14 protein-coding genes and 2 pseudogenes are annotated in these 21,927 nt (G+C 53.1%); 10 read left to right on the plus strand and 6 right to left on the minus strand.

The genetic code is table 11. The annotated features are described in order from the left end of the window. Positions 1-43: 43 nt before the first annotated feature. From infA to trxB, 6 genes and pseudogenes are all read right to left on the minus strand, one after another. Positions 44-262 (minus strand): translation initiation factor IF-1, encoded by a 219-nt coding sequence (gene infA / locus IMQ48_RS05850; protein ID WP_002211347.1) that lies wholly within the window; start codon positions 260-262, stop codon positions 44-46. Then, positions 190-547 (minus strand): annotated as a pseudogene (locus IMQ48_RS05855) (hypothetical protein). Before IMQ48_RS05855 ends, infA begins: the two are co-directional and overlap by 73 nt. Continuing rightward, positions 548-1,252: a leucyl/phenylalanyl-tRNA--protein transferase gene (gene aat / locus IMQ48_RS05860; protein ID WP_196208268.1), complete on the minus strand. Its 705-nt coding sequence runs from the start codon at positions 1,250-1,252 to the stop codon at positions 548-550. Between the two features lie 44 nt (positions 1,253-1,296). Next, positions 1,297-3,018, minus strand: coding sequence for a cysteine/glutathione ABC transporter ATP-binding protein/permease CydC (gene cydC / locus IMQ48_RS05865; protein WP_196208269.1), 1,722 nt, complete (start codon positions 3,016-3,018; stop codon positions 1,297-1,299). Further along, entirely contained in the window at positions 3,019-4,785 is a 1,767-nt protein-coding gene (gene cydD / locus IMQ48_RS05870) for a cysteine/glutathione ABC transporter permease/ATP-binding protein CydD (RefSeq protein ID WP_196208270.1), read from the minus strand. A gap of 113 nt (positions 4,786-4,898) precedes the next feature. Next, entirely contained in the window at positions 4,899-5,867 is a 969-nt protein-coding gene (gene trxB / locus IMQ48_RS05875; RefSeq protein WP_196208271.1) for a thioredoxin-disulfide reductase, read from the minus strand. Between the two features lie 626 nt (positions 5,868-6,493). Here trxB and lrp point away from each other — a divergent pair. The 10 genes and pseudogenes from lrp (at position 6,494) to IMQ48_RS05930 (ending at position 21,900) form a co-directional block, all read left to right on the plus strand. Next, positions 6,494-6,988, plus strand: coding sequence for a leucine-responsive transcriptional regulator Lrp (gene lrp / locus IMQ48_RS05880; protein WP_000228473.1), 495 nt, complete (start codon positions 6,494-6,496; stop codon positions 6,986-6,988). Positions 6,989-7,122: 134 nt separating this feature from the next. Continuing rightward, positions 7,123-11,208 (plus strand): DNA translocase FtsK, encoded by a 4,086-nt coding sequence (ftsK, locus tag IMQ48_RS05885; RefSeq protein ID WP_196208272.1) that lies wholly within the window; start codon positions 7,123-7,125, stop codon positions 11,206-11,208. 110 nt (positions 11,209-11,318) lie between these two features. Further along, positions 11,319-11,930, plus strand: coding sequence for an outer membrane lipoprotein chaperone LolA (lolA, locus tag IMQ48_RS05890; RefSeq protein ID WP_096757694.1), 612 nt, complete (start codon positions 11,319-11,321; stop codon positions 11,928-11,930). A gap of 10 nt (positions 11,931-11,940) precedes the next feature. After that, positions 11,941-13,284 carry a replication-associated recombination protein RarA gene (gene rarA, locus IMQ48_RS05895; protein ID WP_196208273.1) on the plus strand — a complete coding sequence of 448 codons (1,344 nt, stop codon included), beginning with the start codon at positions 11,941-11,943 and terminating at the stop codon, positions 13,282-13,284. 92 nt (positions 13,285-13,376) lie between these two features. Further along, a complete protein-coding gene (gene serS / locus IMQ48_RS05900; RefSeq protein WP_096757692.1) occupies positions 13,377-14,669 on the plus strand; it encodes a serine--tRNA ligase in 1,293 nt (430 codons plus the stop codon). Between the two features lie 229 nt (positions 14,670-14,898). After that, positions 14,899-17,343: a dimethylsulfoxide reductase subunit A gene (dmsA, locus tag IMQ48_RS05905; RefSeq protein WP_196208274.1), complete on the plus strand. Its 2,445-nt coding sequence runs from the start codon at positions 14,899-14,901 to the stop codon at positions 17,341-17,343. Positions 17,344-17,353: 10 nt separating this feature from the next. After that, positions 17,354-17,971, plus strand: coding sequence for a dimethylsulfoxide reductase iron-sulfur subunit DmsB (gene dmsB / locus IMQ48_RS05910; protein WP_096757690.1), 618 nt, complete (start codon positions 17,354-17,356; stop codon positions 17,969-17,971). A gap of 1 nt (position 17,972) precedes the next feature. Then, positions 17,973-18,836 (plus strand): dimethyl sulfoxide reductase anchor subunit family protein, encoded by an 864-nt coding sequence (locus tag IMQ48_RS05915; protein WP_196208275.1) that lies wholly within the window; start codon positions 17,973-17,975, stop codon positions 18,834-18,836. A gap of 281 nt (positions 18,837-19,117) precedes the next feature. Further along, on the plus strand, positions 19,118-20,266 hold the full coding sequence (locus IMQ48_RS05920) for an MFS transporter (RefSeq protein ID WP_196208303.1): 1,149 nt from the start codon (positions 19,118-19,120) through the stop codon (positions 20,264-20,266). A gap of 213 nt (positions 20,267-20,479) precedes the next feature. Continuing rightward, a pseudogene (locus tag IMQ48_RS05930) lies at positions 20,480-21,900 on the plus strand (APC family permease). The last annotated feature ends 27 nt before the right edge of the window (positions 21,901-21,927 follow it).

Consider the following 21,927-nt stretch of genomic DNA (forward strand, 5'->3'; position numbering starts at 1 on the left):
ACCGACCTTTTATTATCTGGACGCCGGTCTGGCGTGAAAACAATCAGCGACTACGGAAGACAATGCGGCCTTTGCTCAGGTCGTACGGGGTCAGCTCAACAGTCACTTTGTCTCCCGTCAGGATGCGGATATAGTTTTTACGCATTTTACCGGAGATGTGTGCAGTAACCACGTGACCGTTTTCTAACTCTACGCGGAACATGGTATTAGGTAACGTGTCGAGAACGGTACCCTGCATTTCAATATTGTCTTCTTTGGCCATCTAATCCTCTGGGGTATCACTACCGTAATTTGAACCGGCAAGATAATGCCGAAGTTCTTTTAATAAGTAAAGATTTGCGCGATTAAAACACAGCAAATCAGGTTTGGCGCATTACTCTATCCACACACGGCAAAGCCGCACTTAAAGCGCAACGTGTAAGGGAACGATGAGATAGACGATAGGCGTTGCCTGGCGCGAACTGTTCCTTAACGGCGGCGGGGTAATGGGCTAAACCAACTCTGCGACGCAATTATAACACCCCAACAAAAAATGTGCCGAAAACATTCACTCCTGAGGTAAAAATAACGTCCGGGGTACCCAAAAGTGGCTGGGTAGCCGCTGCTGGCGCAGTTTGCTTAAGTGTTCAAGGTACTCCCGACGCGGCGTTTCAACGGCGCCCAGCGACGCTGTATGGCCATTTAACACCTGACAGTCAATTAACTTCCCACCCTGCTGGCTAAATTCAGCGCAAAAAACAAGCAACGCGGTTTTTGAGGCATTTTCCTGACGACTGAACATTGATTCACCGCAGAATAACGTCCCTTGCGAAACGCCGTACATGCCGCCGACTAATTCATTGTGCCGCCACACTTCAATGGAATGCGCGTGCCCCAATTCATGCAGGCGGTGGTAAGCGTCAACAATATCACGCGTTATCCAGGTCCCTTCTTCCCGGTCATTGGCACAGCCTTCAATAACCTGACCAAATGCATAATTTAGCGTGACGCGATAAGGTGAGTGTTTATGAAAGCGCTTCATGCTGCGGCTAAGATGGAATTTTTCGGGCCACAAAATAGCTCGCGGATCGGGCGACCACCAAAGAATTGGGTCGCCGGGAGAAAACCACGGAAAAATACCGCGCTGGTACGCCATAAGCAGGCGGGCAGGGCTGAGATCGCCCCCCAGCGCTAACAAACCGTTAGGTTCGCGTAAAGCGCCTTCCGGTGATGGGAAGGCGATAGAATTACGGGACAGTTGCACCAGGCGCATGACAGCGAAACTCCATTACGCGAGTCGGATCGTTCAATAATAGCTTACAGACGTTGCTTAAACTGGTAATAACGCCCCTGCCTGGCTAACAGTTCTGCGTGATTACCTTGCTCAATAATGTGTCCGTTGTCCATTACTATTATTTGATCAAAACGTGACAGCCCGCGCAGGCGATGCGTCACCATCAAGACGGTTTTTTCTCGCATGACTTCGCTAATTAATTCAAGCATTTGGCTTTCAGTGGTGGCGTCCAGCCCTTCGGTGGGTTCATCCAGTAGCATCAGCGGGGCATCGTGGAGTACCGCTCGGGCGATAGCCAGACGGCGGAGTTCGCCGCCGGAAAGCTGACGACCACCTTCACCTAACCAGGCGTTGAGTCCATCATCTTCCAGCAGTTTTTCCAGGCCAACGCGGCACAGTATCTCAGACAATGCGTCATCACTGGCCTGCGGTGCTGCCATCAGCAGGTTGTCGCGTAATGTGGCGCTAAACAGGTGTACGCGCTGCGGCACGACGCTGATGCTTTGACGCAAACTTGATTCGCTCAGGGTTGAAATTGAGAGATCGTTGAACAGGATTTCGCCGTGTTGCGGGTTCCAGGCGCGCGTCAGCAGTTGCAGCAGGGTGGACTTTCCACAGCCGGTGCGCCCGAGAATCGCAATATGCTCGCCGGGCTTAGCTTGCAGAGAAAGGGTATCCAGCGCATTTTGCGACTGTCCCGGATAGCAGAAAGAGACGTCGCGCAGCGTGAGGGTAATCGGCTGCGAAAGTGTAGACCCGTTGTCAGGGAAAGTGACTTCCGGCTGCTGTTCTGTCAGTTCGGTGATGCGCAGGGCCGAGGCGATAACCTGACCGAGATGCTGAAATGCACCCGTTACCGGGGCCAGGGCTTCAAATGCGGCCAGTGCGCAGAACACAAACAGTGCAATCAGCGCGCCCGGTTGGGTATTTCCACCCACACCACCCGAGGCCATCCATAACATCACGATGACGGCCAGTGCACCAATCAGCAGCATTAAGGCCTGAGACAACGCCGTTAATTCCGACTGGCGACGCTGAGCTTCGTGCCACTGCAACTCTGTGGCTTCCATTTGCGCACGATAGCGAACGCTTGCGCCAAAAATGGTCAGCTCGGCCTGACCTTGCAGCCAGGAGGTCAGCTGTTGGCGATATTGTCCTCGCAAGTGAGTCAGGTTTTGCCCGGTGCGTTTTCCGGCCTGATAAAAGAGCGGGGGCAAAATAAACAAGGTCAGCAGCATAATGCCGCCAAGAGTGATAGCCAGCGTGAGATCGAGAACGCTGAGTCCCAGCGTGACCACCACAATCACGACAAATGCCCCAACCAGCGGAGAGATGACGCGCAGATAAAGATGATCAAGCGTGTCGACATCCGCAACGACGCGGTTAAGCAGTTCACCCTGGCCATATCGGGCCAGACCCGCCGGAGAGAGCGGTAGCAATTTACTAAACGTATAAATACGCAGGTGCTGCAGCACGCGGAATGTCGCGTCGTGGCTGACCAGTCGCTCGAAATAACGCCCTGCAGTACGGGTGATCGCCGCACCGCGTACGCCGGCAGCGGGGAGCATGTAGTTAAAGCTGTAAATCCCGGTCACGCCAACCACTGCAGAGGCAGAGAGGAACCAGCCAGAGAGCGTCAGCAAACCAATACTGGCTAACAGCGTGATAATCGCCAGGATAATACCCAGTGTTAACATCCACTTATGACGTTTGTACAGCGTCAGATAAGGTAGCAACGCGCGCATTTAGATGTCCTCCTGACGATGAGCCAGCAATGTCGCAAAAGCCCCGTTGGCTGCGCTTAGTTGAGCATAAGTGCCTTGCTCGACGATCTGTCCGTCCTGCATGACCCAAATGGCATCCCACTCGGCAAGGTCTTCAAGCTGGTGTGTGACCATCAGCGTGGTCTGGCGGCGTGATGCCTCATTCAGCGCCTGCATGACGCGCTGCTCGCTGTGCGCATCGAGGCTGGCTGCGGGCTCGTCCAGCAGTAATAGCTGACATGGATTGAGCAAGGCGCGGGCAACGGCAACGCGCTGCGCTTGTCCGACGGAAAGTCGAGCCGCCTGATCGCCGACCGGGGTATCGACGCCCTGAGGCAGCAGGGGTAAAAACTCACTTACCCAGGCGCTGTCGAGCGCTGCCTGAAGCTGTTGCTCGCTGGCATCTGGTCGTGCCAGCAGCACATTATCGCGCAATGTTGGGGCAGGAAGCTGTGGGTTCTGTCCTACCCATGAGAGCTGTTTACGCCAGGAATCAGGCGCCAGGGAGCGCAGCTCAAAACCGTTAATCCGCAGTGAACCCTGATACGAGAGAAAACCAGACAGCGCATTCAGCAGCGAACTCTTACCGGACCCACTGCGTCCCACCAGCACCGCGCGCTGACCTGCTGGCAGCGAGAAGTTAAGTGGACCAGCAAGCACTTTACCTTCCGGGGAGGTGATAACCAGATCTTCTGCGGTAATCGAAACCGGCTCTTTTACGGTCAACTCAATGTCGCCACGTTCAGGATGCGCCAGCGGTGTTTCCATGAACGTTTTCAGGCTGTCTGCGGCCCCAACAGCCTGGGCTTTGGCATGATAAAACGTGCCCAGATCGCGCAAGGGTTGGAAAAACTCAGGCGCAAGAATCAGTGCCAGGAACCCGGAGGCTAAGGTGACGCCGACGCCATAGTGACCGAAGTTGAGTTCGCCGAGGTACGAGAAGCCAAAGTAAACCGCCACCAGTGCGATGGACAGCGACGTGAAAAATTCCAGCACGCCGGAGGAGAGGAACGCGAGGCGCAGAACTTCCATGGTGCGCTGGCGAAAATCTTGTGATGCCGCACGAATGCTTTCTGTTTCTGCTTCGCCGCGACCAAATATTCTTAACGTTTCCATACCGCGCAGGCGATCGAGGAAATGGCCGCTGAGTCGGGCCAGGGCCTGAAAGTTACGTCGGTTAGCATCAGCAGCACCCATACCGACCATCGCCATAAACATGGGGATCAGCGGTGCAGTACCGAGCAGGATAAGGGCGGCTATCCAGTTAGACGGGAAAATGGCTGCCACAATCAAAATCGGGACGCAGACGGCAAGTGCCATTTGCGGTAGATAACGTGCGTAGTAATCATGCATGTCGTCAATCTGTTCGAGCACCAGCGTTGCCCAACTTCCGGCCGGCTTGCCCTGGATCCACGCGGGGCCAGCCTGTTGCAGACGGTCCAGAACCTGACGGCGAATTTCAAAACGAATGTGCTGTCCCGCGTGAAAACCGACCCGCTCACGTAGCCAAACAACCCACGCACGCAGGATGAAAATCAGCACTAATACGATGAAAGGGAGCAGAAGGGCTTCGCGTGGAATATTATCCATGATCATATGATCAAGAATGCGCGCCAGAAGCCAGGCCTGAGCGACAATTAACAGGCCGCTGACGAAGCCTAACAGGCGTGAAATATTCAGCCAACGCTGGGAAATGACACTTTGCTGTTTTAACCAGCGGGTTAGCTCTTTTTGACGGGTTTTATTCATTGCTCGCTTAGCAGGTGAGTTATAGGAATTTTTAGGCAGGACAATGTTACAACGGGGCAAAAATAAAGGCGACTTATAGTCGCCTTTTTTACTTTTGTTACTGATTTGTAAACTTATTTGCAGGCATCAGCCAAACCGTCGAGATAACGCTCTGCATCAAGGGCTGCCATACAACCCGTACCTGCAGAAGTAATTGCCTGGCGATAAATATGGTCCATCACGTCACCGGCTGCGAACACGCCAGGAATACTGGTTTGCGTCGCATTGCCGTGAATGCCGGACTGGACTTTGATATAGCCGTTTTCCAGTTCAAGTTGACCCTCGAAAATGGCGGTGTTCGGGCTGTGGCCGATAGCGACGAACAGTCCAGCAACATCCAGAGACTCGACGTTATCAGCGTTTTGCGTATCACGCAGACGCAGTCCGGTTACGCCCATCTGATCGCCTGTCACTTCTTCCAGCGTACGATGCGTGTGCAGCACGATGTTGCCGTTTTCGACTTTATCCATCAGGCGCTTGATAAGGATTTTTTCCGCACGGAAGCTGTCGCGACGGTGAATTAAATGCACTTCAGAGGCGATATTTGCCAGATACAAGGCTTCTTCCACAGCGGTATTACCCCCGCCGATAACCGCCACTTTTTGATTACGATAGAAGAAACCGTCGCAGGTCGCACAGGCGGAAACACCGCGGCCTTTAAACGCCTCTTCAGACGGTAAGCCAAGGTAGCGAGCGGAAGCGCCGGTGGCGATGATCAGCGCATCGCAGGTGTATTCGCCGCTGTCGCCGGTTAGACGGAACGGACGGTTCTGCAAATCAACCTTGCTGATGTGATCAAAAATGATTTCTGTCTCAAATTTTGTCGCATGTTCGTGCATACGTTCCATCAGCAATGGGCCGGTAAGATCGTGCGGGTCGCCCGGCCAGTTTTCGACTTCTGTTGTCGTGGTCAACTGACCTCCTTTTTCCATACCGGTGATCAGTACCGGTTGCAGGTTTGCGCGTGCAGCGTAGACCGCAGCGGTGTATCCCGCAGGGCCAGAGCCCAGAATAAGAAGTTTACTGTGTTTGGTTGCGCCCATGAGATCCCCATAGTTGTTGGCAGGCAATGTGCAGGATTGTAGGGAATTTGCAGGCGTAAAAAAAGAGTATGGCGATTTTGTTAACAATTTGTGCAATAGCGGGAACCGATGATCGGCCAGTCAAGCGGGATGACGATTACTAAAATAATTCGAGTTAGATGAAGGTGGCAAGAGCGTGAGGGCAACGCACAGGCAACGTGAAGTATGATGAGGATATAACGATTTCTACTTAAAATCGGCCAGTTATAAGGCGATAAAATGACGATTTCTCATCACTCCCAATGAATAACTGGCATGTTGTACTAAAAATCGATGTTTTGCTTTGACAATCCCCTGCTGTTTTGCGAAAACATTCAAGGAAGAAAAAAACTGTGTCGTGTGTGTGCTGCATAATCATGCATCCAGATACCATGTTTACCGAGTTAGCGAAATCTACGCATGGTGTGGACAGATGCCATTCGTGATGTCGATAGCCGCCGACAGGCAACGGTCTTCTCACCATAAACCCAGGCATTGCGCACCGTAAATCCCTCTGGGTTTCGGGTATTGTGATGGGTAGCGACTCTGAACAGTGATGTTAGAAGGGTCAGGCAGGAGTAGGGAAGGAATACAGAGAGACAATAATAATGGTAGATAGTAAGAAGCGCCCTGGCAAAGATCTCGACCGTATTGATCGTAACATTCTTAATGAGCTGCAAAAGGATGGGCGTATTTCTAACGTCGAGCTTTCTAAACGAGTGGGACTTTCACCAACGCCCTGCCTTGAGCGTGTGCGTCGGTTAGAAAGACAGGGTTTTATTCAGGGCTATACGGCGCTGTTAAACCCGCATTATCTGGATGCATCACTTCTGGTTTTTGTTGAGATTACTCTGAATCGTGGCGCACCGGATGTGTTTGAACAGTTCAACACTGCAGTACAAAAACTTGAAGAAATTCAAGAGTGTCATTTGGTTTCCGGTGATTTCGACTACCTGCTGAAAACACGCGTACCGGATATGTCAGCATACCGTAAGCTATTGGGGGAAACCCTGCTGCGTCTGCCTGGCGTGAATGACACACGTACTTACGTGGTAATGGAAGAAGTCAAACAGAGCAATCGTCTGGTAATTAAGACGCGCTAACACGGAACAGGTGCAAAATCGACTTAGTTTGATTACACTCCTGTTAATCCATACAGCAACAGTGCCGGGGCAACCCGGTGCTGTTGTCCGTTTTAGCATCGGGCAGGAAAAGCCTGAAACCTGGAGAGCCGTTTTTGAGCCAGGAATACACTGAAGACAAAGACGTCACATTGACGAAGTTAAGCAGCGGGCGCCGACTTCTGGAAGCGCTACTGATCCTTATTGCCCTTTTTGCCGTCTGGTTGATGGCTGCCTTACTCAGCTTTAACCCTTCGGACCCCAGTTGGTCACAAACCGCGTGGCACGAGCCTATCCATAATCTTGGGGGAATTCCCGGGGCATGGCTGGCGGACACGCTGTTCTTTATTTTCGGCATAATGGCTTACACCATACCCGTCATCATTGTCGGGGGCTGTTGGTTTACCTGGCGACATCAGGCCAGTGATGAATATGTCGACTATTTTGCCGTGTCACTGCGCATTATTGGCGTACTGGCACTTATTCTCACGTCTTGCGGACTGGCTGCAATCAATGCCGATGATATCTGGTATTTCGCGTCTGGCGGCGTGATCGGCAGTCTGCTCAGCACTACGTTACAACCTCTGCTGCACAGTAGCGGGGGAACGCTCACGCTATTGTGCATCTGGGCCGCTGGTCTGACGCTGTTTACCGGCTGGTCATGGGTGAGTATTGCGGAAAAATTAGGCGGTTGGTTACTCAATATTCTGACGTTTGCCAGTAATCGCACTCGCCGCGATGATACCTGGGTCGATGATGAAGAATACGAAGACGATGAAGAGTCCGTCGACATGGCCGAAGGAAAACCGCATGAATCGCGCCGGGCGCGTATTCTTCGCGGGGCGTTAGCGCGTCGTAAGCGGCTGGCCGAGAAATTTACCAACCCGCTTGGTCGCCACACCGATGCTGCGTTGTTCTCCGGCAAACGGATGGATGACGAAGATGAAATTGAATATAGCGCCCGTGGCGTAACCGCCGATCCGAATGATGTTCTGTTCTCGGGTAATCGCGCGACGCTGCCTGAATATGATGAGTTCGACCCACTGTTAAGTGGTCACTCGGTGACTGAGCCTGTGACTGCCGCCGCAGCTGCCACGGCGACCGCGCAGGCCTGGAGTGCGCCTGCCGATCCTTTAATGCAAGCTCCGCTGGTCTCCGGTGGCGTTCCTGTTCAGCCTGCACCGACCGCTGCATGGCAACCTGCGCTAGCGCCACAGGTGGTTGAGCCGGTTATGGCTCCAACCTACGAAGGTTATCCGCAGCCTGCACAGGTTGTACAGCCGACGGCACAGCCTTATGAGCCGTGGCCGCAGCCCGCACCGGTTGAGACTCAGCCGCAATATGCTGTGCCGCCTGTGGTTCAACCTCACTACCAACAGCCTGTCGCCCCACAGCAGCAAATGCAACCGCAGCAGCCTGTTACAGAACAAAGCTGGCAACAACAGCCAGTGCAGCAGCCGGTTCATTCGCCGGAACCTGTTTATAATTCGCCGTCGACTCCGCCTGCTTTTCAGCAGGAATCGACATTCCAGCCGCAGCCAATGTATCAGCCGCAGCCTGCTTTAGTGCAAGAACCTGTTGTTGAACAACCGCCGGTTGTCGAGCCTGAACCGTCTGTGGAAGAGACGAAACCGGCGCGTCCGCCACTCTATTATTTTGAAGAAGTGGAAGAGAAGCGCGCACGAGAGCGTGAACAACTCGCGGCCTGGTATCAGCCGATCCCAGAGCCTGCACAGGAGCCCGCGCGGGTTAAACCGTCTATGCCATCGATGCCGACGACCGCGTCTATTCCTCCGGTTGAATCTGTCGCTGCCGTTGCGCCGCTGGCTGCCGGAGTGAAAAACGCGGCATTGGGTGCCGGGGCTGCTGCGGTTGCCGCACCTGTGTTTAGTCTGGCGGGTAGCGGTGCGCCGCGCCCACAGGTGAAAGAAGGCATTGGTCCGCAACTGCCGCGTCCAAATCGCGTTCGTGTACCAACGCGTCGTGAACTGGCTTCGTATGGTATAAAATTACCGTCGCAGCGTATGGCCGAAGAGAAAGCGCGTGAAGAGCAGCTTGATACGGACTATAACGACGATGAAATTGATGCAATGCAACAGGATGAGCTGGCACGTCAGTTCGCACAGTCGCAGCAGCACCGCTATGGTGAAGAGTATCAGGACGATACGCATCAGGCTGAGGATGAAGAATCTGCAGCAGAAGCGGCGTTGGCCCGTCAGTTTGCCGCTTCCCAGCAGCAGCGCTATTCCGGTGAACAGCCTGCGGGAGCGAATCCGTTCTCGCTGGATGATTTTGCTTTCTCGCCGATGAAAGCGCTGGTGGATGATGGTCCGCATGAGCCGCTGTTTACCCCAAGCGTGATGCCGGAACCGTCACCGCAGCAGCATTATCAGCAGCCGCCACAGCCTGTCGCGCCGCAGCAGCATTATCAGCAGCCGCCACAGCCTGTCGCGCCGCAGCAGCATTATCAACAGCCGACGCAGCCTGCCGTGCCGCAGCAGCATTATCAACAGCCGACGCAGCCTGCCGTGCCGCAGCCGCATTATCAGCAGCCGACGCAGCCTGTTGCGCCGCAGCAGCATTATCAGCAGCCGACGCAGCCTGTTGCGCCTCAGCAGCATTATCAGCAGCCGCCACAGCCTGTTGCGCCGCAGCCGCAGGATAGCCTGATCCATCCGCTATTGATGCGCAATGGCGACAGCCGTCCTGTCCAGCGTCCAACCACGCTGCTGCCATCGCTGGATCTGCTCACCCCGCCACCGAGTGAAGTTGAACCAGTAGACACCTTCGCGCTGGAGCAAATGGCTCGTTTGGTGGAAGCGCGCTTAGCAGATTTCCGCATTAAAGCTGATGTGGTGAACTATTCGCCGGGCCCGGTAATTACCCGTTTTGAACTGAATCTGGCTCCGGGTGTTAAAGCCGCGCGTATTTCTAACCTCTCCCGTGACCTGGCGCGTTCGCTGTCAACCGCTGCGGTCCGTGTGGTGGAGGTTATCCCGGGTAAACCATACGTAGGGCTGGAATTACCGAACAAAAAACGTCAGACCGTCTACCTGCGAGAAGTGCTGGATAACGCGAAATTCCGTGATAATCCCTCACCGCTTACCGTAGTGCTTGGCAAAGATATTGCGGGCGAACCGGTTACGGCTGATTTGGCGAAGATGCCGCATCTGCTGGTGGCCGGTACTACGGGTTCCGGTAAGTCTGTTGGGGTCAACGCCATGATCCTCAGCATGCTGTACAAGGCACAACCGGAAGATGTGCGATTCATTATGATCGACCCGAAAATGCTCGAGTTGTCGGTTTATGAGGGGATTCCGCATCTGTTGACTGAAGTTGTTACTGACATGAAAGATGCCGCCAACGCGTTGCGCTGGAGCGTCAATGAAATGGAACGTCGTTATAAGCTGATGTCAGCGCTGGGCGTGCGTAATCTGGCGGGCTACAACGAGAAGATCGCTGAAGCCGAGCACATGGGGCGTCCGATTCCGGACCCGTACTGGAAGCCTGGCGATAGCATGGATGTCACCCATCCGGTGCTGAAAAAAGAGCCTTATATTGTGGTCCTGGTCGATGAATTTGCTGACCTGATGATGACCGTCGGTAAAAAGGTAGAAGAGTTGATTGCCCGACTGGCGCAAAAAGCACGTGCCGCGGGGATCCACTTGGTACTGGCGACCCAGCGTCCATCGGTTGATGTGATTACCGGGCTTATCAAAGCCAACATCCCGACCCGTATCGCCTTTACCGTGTCGAGTAAAATTGATTCGCGTACCATCCTTGATCAGTCAGGAGCGGAGTCGCTGTTGGGGATGGGGGATATGCTCTATTCCGCGCCAAACTCGACAATTCCGGTGCGCGTACATGGTGCCTTTGTGCGTGATGAAGAAGTTCATGCCGTTGTTCAGGACTGGAAAGCGCGTGGTCGTCCGCAATATGTTGAGGGTATTACCTCTGACAGCGAAAGCGAAGGCGGTGGCGGTGGTTTTGATAGTGGGGAGGAACTGGATCCGCTGTTCGATCAGGCGGTGAATTTTGTTACCCAAAAACGCAAAGCCTCCATCTCCGGCGTCCAGCGTCAGTTCCGCATCGGTTACAACCGCGCTGCACGTATCATCGAACAGATGGAAGCGCAGGGAATCGTCAGTGAGCAAGGGCATAATGGTAATCGTGAAGTGCTGGCACCACCGCCCTTCGATTGATTGCAAAGTTAAGTAATTCAGTATTTTCTACTTTCCTCATGCTGATTTTTGGCCTGGAATGGATAGCAGAGGGATCTCCCGTCGGGAGTGACGAATTTTGAGGAATAACGATGAAAAAAATCGCAATCACCTGTGCATTATTGTCGAGCTTTGTGGTGAGCAGCGTCTGGGCTGACGCCGCCAGCGATCTGAAAAGCCGTCTGGATAAAGTTAGTAGCTTCCATGCCAGCTTTACACAGAAGGTTACAGACGGTAGCGGCGCTGCGGTGCAGGAAGGTCAGGGTGACCTGTGGGTTAAACGTCCAAACCTGTTTAACTGGCATATGACGCAACCTGACGAAAGCATTCTGGTCTCCGACGGCAAAACGCTGTGGTTTTTTAACCCGTTTGTTGAGCAGGCCACGGCGACCTGGCTGAAAGATGCCACCGGTAACACGCCGTTTATGCTGATTGCGCGTAACCAGTCCAGCGACTGGCAGCAGTACAACATCAAGCAAAACGGTGATGACTTTGTGTTGACCCCGAAAACCAGCAGCGGCAATCTGAAGCAGTTTACCATCAACGTTGGGCGCGACGGTACGATCCATCAGTTTAGCGCCGTAGAGCAGGACGATCAGCGCAGTAGCTATCAGCTGAAATCTCAGCAGAATGGTGCGATCGAACCATCAAAATTTACCTTTACCCCACCGCAGGGTGTCACGGTAGACGATCAACGTAAGTAGAGGCGTGTGAGTGGGTAATCTGTCGCTCGATTTTTCTGATAATACCTTTCAGCCGCTGGCCGCGCGTATGCGGCCAGAAAATTTAGCGCAGTATATCGGCCAGCAGCATTTGCTGGCTGCAGGTAAGCCCTTGCCGCGCGCCATCGAGGCCGGGCACCTGCACTCCATGATCTTATGGGGCCCTCCTGGCACAGGTAAAACCACGCTTGCCGAGGTGATTGCCCGCTACGCGAACGCAGACGTTGAACGCATTTCGGCCGTCACCTCGGGTGTGAAAGAAATTCGTGAAGCGATTGAACGTGCGCGTCAGAATCGTAACGCCGGTCGGCGCACTATATTATTCGTGGATGAAGTCCACCGCTTTAATAAAAGTCAGCAGGACGCCTTTCTCCCGCATATTGAAGATGGCACCATTACGTTTATTGGCGCCACGACCGAAAATCCCTCGTTTGAACTGAACTCGGCATTACTGTCGCGTGCGCGAGTCTATTTGCTGAAATCGCTCACCACCGACGATATTGAGCAGGTACTGGAGCAGGCGATGGCGGATAAAGTGCGGGGTTACGGTGGCCAGGATATTGTTCTGCCGAATGAAACCCGTCGGGCCATTGCCGAGTTGGTGAATGGCGATGCGCGTCGGGCACTAAATACGCTGGAAATGATGGCAGATATGGCGGAAGTCGACGCCAGCGGAAAATGCGTTTTACAACCCACATTGCTGACAGAGATTGCTGGAGAGCGTAGCGCACGCTTTGATAATAAAGGCGATCGTTTTTACGATCTTATCTCGGCATTACATAAATCAGTACGCGGAAGCGCGCCGGATGCGGCCCTCTACTGGTACGCACGCATCATTACGGCTGGGGGCGATCCGCTGTACGTTGCACGCCGCTGTCTGGCGATTGCTTCTGAAGACGTGGGTAATGCCGATCCCCGAGCCATGCAGGTGGCGATTTCGGCATGGGATTGTTTCACCCGCGTGGGACCTGCAGAAGGTGAGCGGGCGATTGCCCAGGCGATTGTTTATTTGGCCTGCGCACCGAAGAGTAACGCGGTGTATACCGCCTATAAAGCGGCGCTGGCAGATGCGCGCGACCGTCCGGATTACGACGTACCGGTGCATCTGCGTAACGCACCGACGAAGTTAATGAAGGAAATGGGCTACGGGCAGGAATATCGCTACGCGCACGATGAGCCGAATGCGTATGCTGCCGGTGAAGAGTATTTCCCGCAGGAACTGGCACAAACACGCTATTATCACCCGACAAACAGAGGTCTTGAGGGTAAGATTGGCGAAAAGCTCGCCTGGCTTGCCGGACAGGATCAAAATAGCCCTATAAAACGCTACCGTTAGCGCGATCGTTGCGGTAATGTTGGCAATGTATCCCTGTGACTGCAGGCTGTGGTCACTTTCTCCCATTTTAATTCGATAAGCACAGGATAAGCATGCTCGATCCCAATCTGCTGCGTAATGAGCCAGACGCAGTCGCTGAAAAACTGGCAAGCCGGGGCTTTAAGCTGGACGTAGATAAGCTGCGCGCTCTTGAAGAGCGTCGTAAAGTTCTGCAGGTACAAACTGAAAATCTGCAGGCAGAGCGTAACTCTCGATCGAAATCCATTGGCCAGGCAAAAGCGCGCGGGGAAGATATCGAGTCTTTACGTCTGGAAGTGAACAAACTGGGCGAAGAGCTGGATGCCGCGAAAGCTGAACTGGATACCTTGCAGGCTGAGATTCGCGATATTGCGCTGACCATTCCTAACTTGCCAGCGGACGAAGTCCCGGTCGGTAAAGATGAAAATGACAATATCGAAGTCAGCCGCTGGGGCACCCCGCGTGAGTTTGATTTTGATGTACGCGATCACGTTACGCTGGGCGAAATGCACGCGGGGCTCGATTTTGCCGCCGCTGTTAAGCTGACCGGCTCGCGTTTCGTAGTCATGAAAGGGCAGATTGCGCGTATGCACCGTGCGCTGTCTCAGTTCATGCTGGATCTACATACTGAGCAGCATGGCTACAGTGAAAACTACGTTCCTTACCTGGTTAACCATGACACGCTGTATGGTACGGGCCAGTTGCCGAAATTTGCCGGCGATCTGTTCCATACCCGTCCGCTGGACGAAGAAGCCGATAGCAGCAACTATGCGCTGATCCCAACGGCAGAGGTTCCGCTGACCAACCTGGTGCGTGATGAAATCATTGACGAAGATGCGCTGCCAATCAAAATGACGGCGCATACGCCATGCTTCCGTTCAGAAGCGGGCTCTTACGGTCGTGACACCCGTGGTCTGATCCGTATGCATCAGTTCGATAAAGTTGAGATGGTGCAGATCGTTCGTCCTGAAGATTCGATGGACGCGCTGGAAGAAATGACCGGCCATGCTGAGAAAGTCCTTCAGCTGCTGGGTCTGCCGTATCGTAAGATCATTCTGTGTACCGGTGACATGGGCTTCGGCGCATGCAAGACCTACGATCTGGAAGTGTGGATCCCGGCGCAAAATACCTACCGTGAAATCTCTTCCTGCTCCAACGTGTGGGATTTCCAGGCTCGTCGTATGCAGGCACGCTGCCGTAGCAAGTCCGACAAGAAGACCCGTTTGGTTCATACACTGAACGGCTCTGGTCTGGCGGTTGGCCGAACTCTGGTTGCCGTAATGGAAAACTATCAGCAGGCTGATGGCCGCATTCAGGTTCCGGAAGTACTCCGTCCGTATATGAATGGTCTGGAATACATTGGGTAAGTGAGTTTTACCTGCTAAAAAAGCGCCTGCGGGCGCTTTTTTTATGCCTGCTTGACGCCGGACAATAATCCTTACCCCATTAGTGGTAATACTTCCTTCGAATGAAAGTCAGTATCTATCTCTGTCTTTACGCAAATTCACTATATACCAGTCTGTATAACGATAGCATTGATATATAAAAAGCTATACAGCGATTGTTTCTTTATTGTGAGCAGCAGAGTGAGCCACTATGAAAACTAAGATCCCCGATGCCGTGCTGGCCGCTGAGGTGAGTCGTCGCGGTTTGGTTAAAACGACGGCGATAGGCGGGCTGGCGATGGCCAGTAGCGCGTTTACCCTGCCATTTACCCGTATTGCCAATGCTGCAGAAGCCATTAATTCGGCGCAGATCAATGAGAAAGTGATCTGGAGCGCCTGTACGGTTAACTGTGGTAGCCGCTGCCCGCTGCGTATGCACGTGGTGGACGGTGAAATCAAATATGTTGAAACTGATAATACCGGCGATGACAATTATGAAGGGCTGCACCAGGTTCGTGCCTGTCTGCGTGGTCGCTCCATGCGCCGCCGTGTCTATAATCCCGATCGTCTGAAGTACCCGATGAAACGCGTCGGCAAGCGTGGCGAAGGCAAGTTCGAGCGTATCAGCTGGGATGAGGCGTATGACATCATCGCCAGCAACATGCAGCGGCTGATCAAAGACTACGGCAACGAGTCTATCTACCTGAACTACGGCACCGGTACGCTGGGCGGAACCATGACACGCTCATGGCCACCGGGTAAAACGCTGGTCGCTCGTCTGATGAACTGCTGTGGTGGTTATCTGAACCACTACGGGGATTACTCTTCTGCACAAATTGCTGCAGGGTTGAACTATACCTACGGCGGCTGGGCGGACGGCAACAGCCCGTCTGATATCGAAAACAGTAAACTGGTTGTTCTGTTTGGTAATAATCCGGGTGAAACCCGCATGAGCGGTGGCGGGGTAACGTATTACCTCGAACAGGCGCGGCAGAAATCCAATGCGCGAATGATCATCATCGATCCGCGCTACACGGACACCGGTGCGGGTCGTGAAGATGAATGGATCCCGATTCGTCCGGGCACCGATGCGGCATTGGTCAATGGCCTGGCCTACGTGTTGATTACCGAAAATATGGTTGATCAACCGTTCCTCGATAAATACTGCGTGGGGTATGACGAGAAAACCCTCCCGGCGAGCGCACCAAAGAATGGCCACTACAAGGCTTACATTTTAGGTCAGGGCAAAGACGGTATCGCGAAGACCCCGGAATGGGCCGCGCAGATAACCGGTATTCCTGCGGAACGCATCGTTAAGCTGGCACGTGAAATTGGCAGCGCCAAACCTGCCTACATCAGTCAGGGTTGGGGACCACAGCGTCACGCCAACGGTGAAATTGCCACCCGTGCTATTTCTATGCTGGCTATTCTGACCGGCAACGTCGGTATTAATGGGGGTAACAGCGGTGCGCGTGAAGGCTCTTACGATCTGCCGTTTGAACGTATGCCGACGCTGGAAAACCCGGTTGAAACCAGTATCTCGATGTTTATGTGGACGGACGCCATTGAGCGAGGCCCAGAAATGACGGCGCTGCGCGACGGTGTTCGCGGTAAAGATAAGCTTGATGTACCCATCAAGATGATCTGGAACTATGCCGGTAACTGTCTGATTAACCAGCATTCTGATATCAACCGCACGCATGAAATCCTACAAGATGACAAGAAGTGCGAGATGATTGTCGTCATTGATTGCCATATGACATCCTCGGCGAAATACGCGGATATTTTGCTGCCGGACTGCACCGCGTCTGAACAAATGGACTTCGCGTTGGATGCCTCCTGCGGGAATATGTCGTATGTGATTTTCACCGATCAGGCGATCAAACCGCGCTTTGAATGCAAGACTATCTATCAAATGACCAGCGAACTGGCGAAGCGCCTTGGCGTTGAGCAGCAGTTTACGGAAGGCCGAACTCAGGAAGAGTGGATGCGTCATTTGTATGAACAGTCGCGCAAAGCGATACCTGAACTGCCTACGTTTGAAGAGTTCCGCAAGCAGGGGATCTTTAAACAGCGCGATCCAGAAGGGCATCATGTGGCGTACAAAGCGTTCCGTGAGGATCCTCAAGCCAACCCGCTCACTACACCATCGGGCAAAATTGAAATTTATTCTCAGGCGCTGGCGGACATTGCGGCTACCTGGGAACTCCCTGAAGACGATGTGATCGATCCCTTGCCAGTCTACGCCCCGGGCTTTGAAAGTTTAAGCGATCCGCTGGCGGATAAATTCCCACTGCAGCTGACGGGCTTCCACTACAAATCTCGCGTTCACTCGACCTATGGCAACGTGGATGTGCTGAAAGCGTCCTGCCGCCAGGAAATGTGGATCAACCCGCTGGACGCGCAACGACGTGGTATTAGCAACGGCGATAAGGTACGTATCTTTAACGATCGTGGCGAAGTGCGTATCGAGGCGAAAGTCACGCCGCGTATGATGCCGGGCGTGGTGGCGCTAGGTGAGGGAGCCTGGTATGACCCGGATATGAAACGTGTGGATCAGGGCGGCTGCATCAACGTGCTGACGACCCAGCGTCCTTCTCCGCTCGCGAAGGGGAACCCGTCACATACGAACCTTGTTCAGGTTGAAAAGGTGTAAGGAGTAACCGATGACAACCCAGTATGGATTTTTTATTGATTCCAGCCGTTGCACCGGTTGCAAAACCTGCGAACTGGCCTGCAAAGACTATAAAGATTTAACCCCGGATGTCAGTTTCCGTCGTATTTACGAATACGCCGGTGGCGACTGGCAAGAAGACAACGGCGTTTGGCACCAGAACGTCTTTGCCTATTACCTGTCCATTGCGTGTAACCATTGTGAAGACCCGGCGTGTACCAAGGTGTGTCCGAGTGGCGCGATGCACAAGCGTGAAGACGGTTTTGTGGTCGTCGATGAAGATGTGTGCATTGGCTGTCGTTATTGCCATATGGCCTGTCCTTACGGCGCGCCACAGTACAATGCGGCCAAAGGGCATATGACCAAGTGTGATGGCTGCCACGACCGCGTGGCCGAGGGCAAAAAGCCGATCTGCGTCGAATCTTGTCCATTGCGCGCGCTGGATTTTGGTCCGATTGATGAACTGCGCAAAAAACACGGTGAGCTGGCGGCGGTTGCGCCACTACCGGGTGCACATTTCACCAAACCCAGCATTGTAATCAAACCTAATGCCAATAGCCGCCCGACCGGGGATACCACGGGTTATCTGGCTAATCCGAAGGAGGTGTAAGATGGGAAGTGGATGGCATGAGTGGCCGCTGATGATCTTCACGGTCTTCGGACAGTGTGTGGTTGGCGGCTTTATTGTTCTGGCGCTGGCATTGATGAAAGGGGGCTTACGTCCCGATGCACAGCAGCGTGTCGTTGCCTGTATGTTGGGCCTGTGGGTGTTAATGGGCATTGGCTTTATTGCCTCTATGCTGCACCTGGGATCGCCGATGCGTGCTTTTAACTCCCTTAACCGCATTGGTGCTTCTGCACTGAGTAACGAAATTGCCAGCGGTTCGCTGTTCTTTGCCGTCGGCGGTATCGGCTGGCTGATGGCGACGTTGAAAAAAATGCCGCCTGCGTTACGTACTTTGTGGCTAATCGTCACTATGGTACTGGGCGTGGTTTTCGTCTGGATGATGGTGCGCGTGTATAACACCATTGATACGATCCCAACCTGGTACAGCCTCTGGACGCCGCTGGGCTTCTTCCTGACGCTGTTTTTGGGGGGGCCGCTGTTAGGTTATCTGCTGCTGCGCGTGGCTGGAGTAGACGGCTGGGCAATGCGCCTGCTGCCGGCGATTTCGGTATTTGCGCTGGTGGTGAGTGCTATCATGGCGGTGATGCAGGGGGCTGAACTAGCGACAATTCACAGTTCCATTCAGCAGGCATCTGCATTGGTACCGGACTACGGCTCGCTCATGGCGTGGCGCATTGCGGCACTGGCTTTGGCTCTGTGCTGCTGGATTGTGCCGCAGGTAAAAGGCTACCAACCGGCAGTACCGTTGCTGTCAGTGGCATTTATTCTGCTGCTGGTTGGCGAATTGATCGGTCGCGGTGTGTTCTACGGTCTGCATATGACAGTGGGCATGGCAGTTGCCAGCTGATCTGAAGAATGCCGAATGGCGCAGCTAACGGCGCCATTCGGCAAATAAAAAATGCGATTCATCCATGAAATATTTCGACTGAACGAAACGCGATAATTTTGTTTTAGATCAATTAAAACAAACAGATGTATTTTCCTCTTTTTCATCCATTCATATTAAGAATCAGTAATACGAATCGATCGTCATGAAAGCGCCTCAGGCCCCTGATTGCGCCGATTGACAATGTTTTTGGCAGTGGCATGATGCGCATGAAATTTGAACTTCCTCACGGTTTTTTATTCATGTCTACCTATACCCGACCCGTTATGCTGCTGCTGTGCGGGCTGCTTTTGCTGACTCTGGCGATTGCCGTGTTAAACACGCTCGTCCCGCTTTGGCTCGCCCATGAAAATCTGCCGACCTGGCAGGTTGGCGTGGTTAGTTCGTCCTATTTCACCGGGAATCTGGTCGGGACGTTATTGACCGGGTATTTAATCAGACACCTTGGCTTTAACCGCAGCTATTACATTGCCTCGTTTATCTTCGCCGTGGGCTGTATCGGGCTGGGCGTGATGGTGGGATTCTGGAGCTGGATGACCTGGCGTTTTATCGCCGGTGTCGGCTGCGCCATGATTTGGGTGGTGGTAGAAAGCGCGCTGATGTGCAGTGGGACGTCCCGCAACCGCGGACGCTTACTGGCTGCCTATATGATGGTCTATTATGTGGGGACGTTTTTAGGGCAGCTGTTAGTCAGTAAAGTCTCGACAGAGCTAATGAGCGTTCTGCCGTGGGTCACTGGCACGATTCTGGCAGGCGTATTACCACTGCTCTTTACCCGCATTGTGAATCAGCAAAGCGAAGAACAGCATTCGACGCCGATAGCATCGATGTTGAGACTTCGTCAGGCGCGACTGGGCGTGAATGGCTGCATTATCTCCGGTATTGTGCTGGGCTCGTTGTATGGCTTGATGCCGCTGTACCTTAATCATCAGGGGGCCAGTAACGCCAGCATTGGTTTCTGGATGGCGGTGATGGTCAGCGCCGGTATTCTGGGCCAATGGCCGATTGGCCGTCTGGCGGATAAATTAGGTCGCCTGCTGGTTTTACGCGTTCAGGTTTTTGTGGTGATCATCGGCAGCATTGCGATGCTGAACCAGGCTGCAATGGCCCCGGCGTTGTTCATGTTAGGTGCGGCCGGTTTTACGCTCTATCCGGTGGCGATGGCCTGGGCCTGTGAAAAAGTGGAACACCACCAGCTGGTTGCCATGAACCAGGCACTGTTATTAAGCTATACCGTGGGGAGCCTGCTTGGGCCGTCATTTACCGCAATGTTGATGCAGAACTTCTCAGATAGCCTGTTGTTCATCATGATCGCCAGCGTGTCGTTTATTTATTTACTGATGCTGTTGCGTAAAACAGGACACAAGCCCAATTCTGTGGCACATATCTGAGGCTATTTAACGATTACGGTGGGTTTCTATTCATACAAATTATGTATGTTTGGTGAGAATCCACCGTATTCAATTCCCCCTCATCTTTGCTGAAAAATAAACTGTGCAGAAGGTTATAGTTTTACATTCTGCCATTTCCGCCCGTTCATTTTACCGCGCATAATCCCTCGCCTCATTTATTGATATTTAAAATAACCCCACGAAGGATCGCGTATGGCCGGTGCACAGGAAAAACAGTTGCGATGGTACAACATCGCCTTGATGTCGTTTATTACCGTTTGGGGGTTTGGCAACGTTGTTAACAACTATGCTAATCAGGGATTAGTAGTTGTCTCCTCCTGGATCTTTATTTTTGCGCTCTATTTTATTCCTTATGCACTGATCGTCGGACAGCTTGGCTCTACGTTTAAAGAAGGTAAAGGTGGCGTCAGTACCTGGATTAAGCACACCATGGGGCCAGGGCTGGCTTACCTTGCCGCATGGACTTACTGGGTGGTGCATATCCTTACCTGGCACAGAAACCGCAGGCAATCCTGATTGCCCTGGGTTGGGCGCTGAAGGGTGATGGGTCACTTATTAAAGAATACAGCGTTGTTGCGCTACAAGGGCTGACGCTGGCGCTGTTTGTCTTCTTCATGTGGGTTGCATCCCGTGGGATGAAGTCACTGAAAATTGTGGGTTCCGTGGCGGGAATTGCGATGTTCGTGATGTCGATTCTGTATGTCGTAATGGCGGTAACCGCACCGGCAATCACGAATGTTGAGATCGCCACGACTAACATCACTTGGGAATCGTTCATTCCGCATATCGATTTTACCTATATCACGACGATTTCGATGCTGGTCTTCGCGGTGGGTGGCGCGGAGAAAATCTCACCTTATGTTAACCAGACCCGCAATCCAGGCAAAGAATTCCCGAAAGGGATGTTGATTCTGGCCATTATGGTGGCGGTGTGCGCGATCCTCGGATCGCTGGCAATGGGGATGATGTTTGACTCCCGGCATATTCCCGATGATTTAATGACCAACGGTCAATATTATGCTTTCCAGAAACTGGGCGAGTATTACGGGATGGGTAACACGCTGATGGTTATTTATGCGGTTGCCAATACGCTGGGGCAGATTGCGGCACTCGTATTTTCTATTGATGCGCCGCTTAAAGTCTTGCTGGGCGATGCAGACAGTCGGTATATTCCTGCACGTTTGTGCCGCACAAATGCCTCCGGTACGCCGGTGAACGGTTATATACTCACGTTAGTGCTAGTTGCCATTTTGATTATGTTGCCGACGTTGGGTATTGGCGACATGAACAATTTGTATAAATGGTTACTGAATCTCAACTCCGTTGTTATGCCATTGCGTTATTTATGGGTGTTCGTAGCATTTATTGCCGTTATTCGGCTGGCGCAGAAATATAAGTCAGAATATGTTTTTATTCGCAATAAAACGCTGGCGTTAACCGTCGGGGGATGGTGTTTTGCCTTCACCGCGTTTGCCTGCCTCACTGGGATATTTCCAAAAATGGAAGCCTTTACCCCAGAGTGGACGTTCCAGCTGACGCTTAACATTGCGACGCCGTTTGTGCTGGTCGGGCTGGGCTTAATTTTCCCGCTGCTGGCGAGAAGAAAGGGCTAAACGAGCGATAACCAAAAGGAGATAGCG

This window comes from Citrobacter sp. Res13-Sevr-PEB04-36 (assembly GCF_015672735.1).
Taxonomy (GTDB): Bacteria; Pseudomonadota; Gammaproteobacteria; order Enterobacterales; family Enterobacteriaceae; genus Citrobacter.

Bases quoted from the DNA above. Each gene is read 5' to 3' on its own strand.
- IMQ48_RS05915 (WP_196208275.1), top strand. From the start codon at position 17,973: ATGGGAAGTGGATGGCATGAGTGGCCGCTGATGATCTTCACGGTCTTC.
- cydD (WP_196208270.1), bottom strand. From the start codon at position 4,785: ATGAATAAAACCCGTCAAAAAGAGCTAACCCGCTGGTTAAAACAGCAA.
- cydC (WP_196208269.1), bottom strand. From the start codon at position 3,018: ATGCGCGCGTTGCTACCTTATCTGACGCTGTACAAACGTCATAAGTGG.
- dmsA (WP_196208274.1), top strand. From the start codon at position 14,899: ATGAAAACTAAGATCCCCGATGCCGTGCTGGCCGCTGAGGTGAGTCGT.
- dmsB (WP_096757690.1), top strand. From the start codon at position 17,354: ATGACAACCCAGTATGGATTTTTTATTGATTCCAGCCGTTGCACCGGT.
- lrp (WP_000228473.1), top strand. From the start codon at position 6,494: ATGGTAGATAGTAAGAAGCGCCCTGGCAAAGATCTCGACCGTATTGAT.
- infA (WP_002211347.1), bottom strand. From the start codon at position 262: ATGGCCAAAGAAGACAATATTGAAATGCAGGGTACCGTTCTCGACACG.
- IMQ48_RS05920 (WP_196208303.1), top strand. From the start codon at position 19,118: ATGTCTACCTATACCCGACCCGTTATGCTGCTGCTGTGCGGGCTGCTT.
- serS (WP_096757692.1), top strand. From the start codon at position 13,377: ATGCTCGATCCCAATCTGCTGCGTAATGAGCCAGACGCAGTCGCTGAA.
- aat (WP_196208268.1), bottom strand. From the start codon at position 1,252: ATGCGCCTGGTGCAACTGTCCCGTAATTCTATCGCCTTCCCATCACCG.
- lolA (WP_096757694.1), top strand. From the start codon at position 11,319: ATGAAAAAAATCGCAATCACCTGTGCATTATTGTCGAGCTTTGTGGTG.
- trxB (WP_196208271.1), bottom strand. From the start codon at position 5,867: ATGGGCGCAACCAAACACAGTAAACTTCTTATTCTGGGCTCTGGCCCT.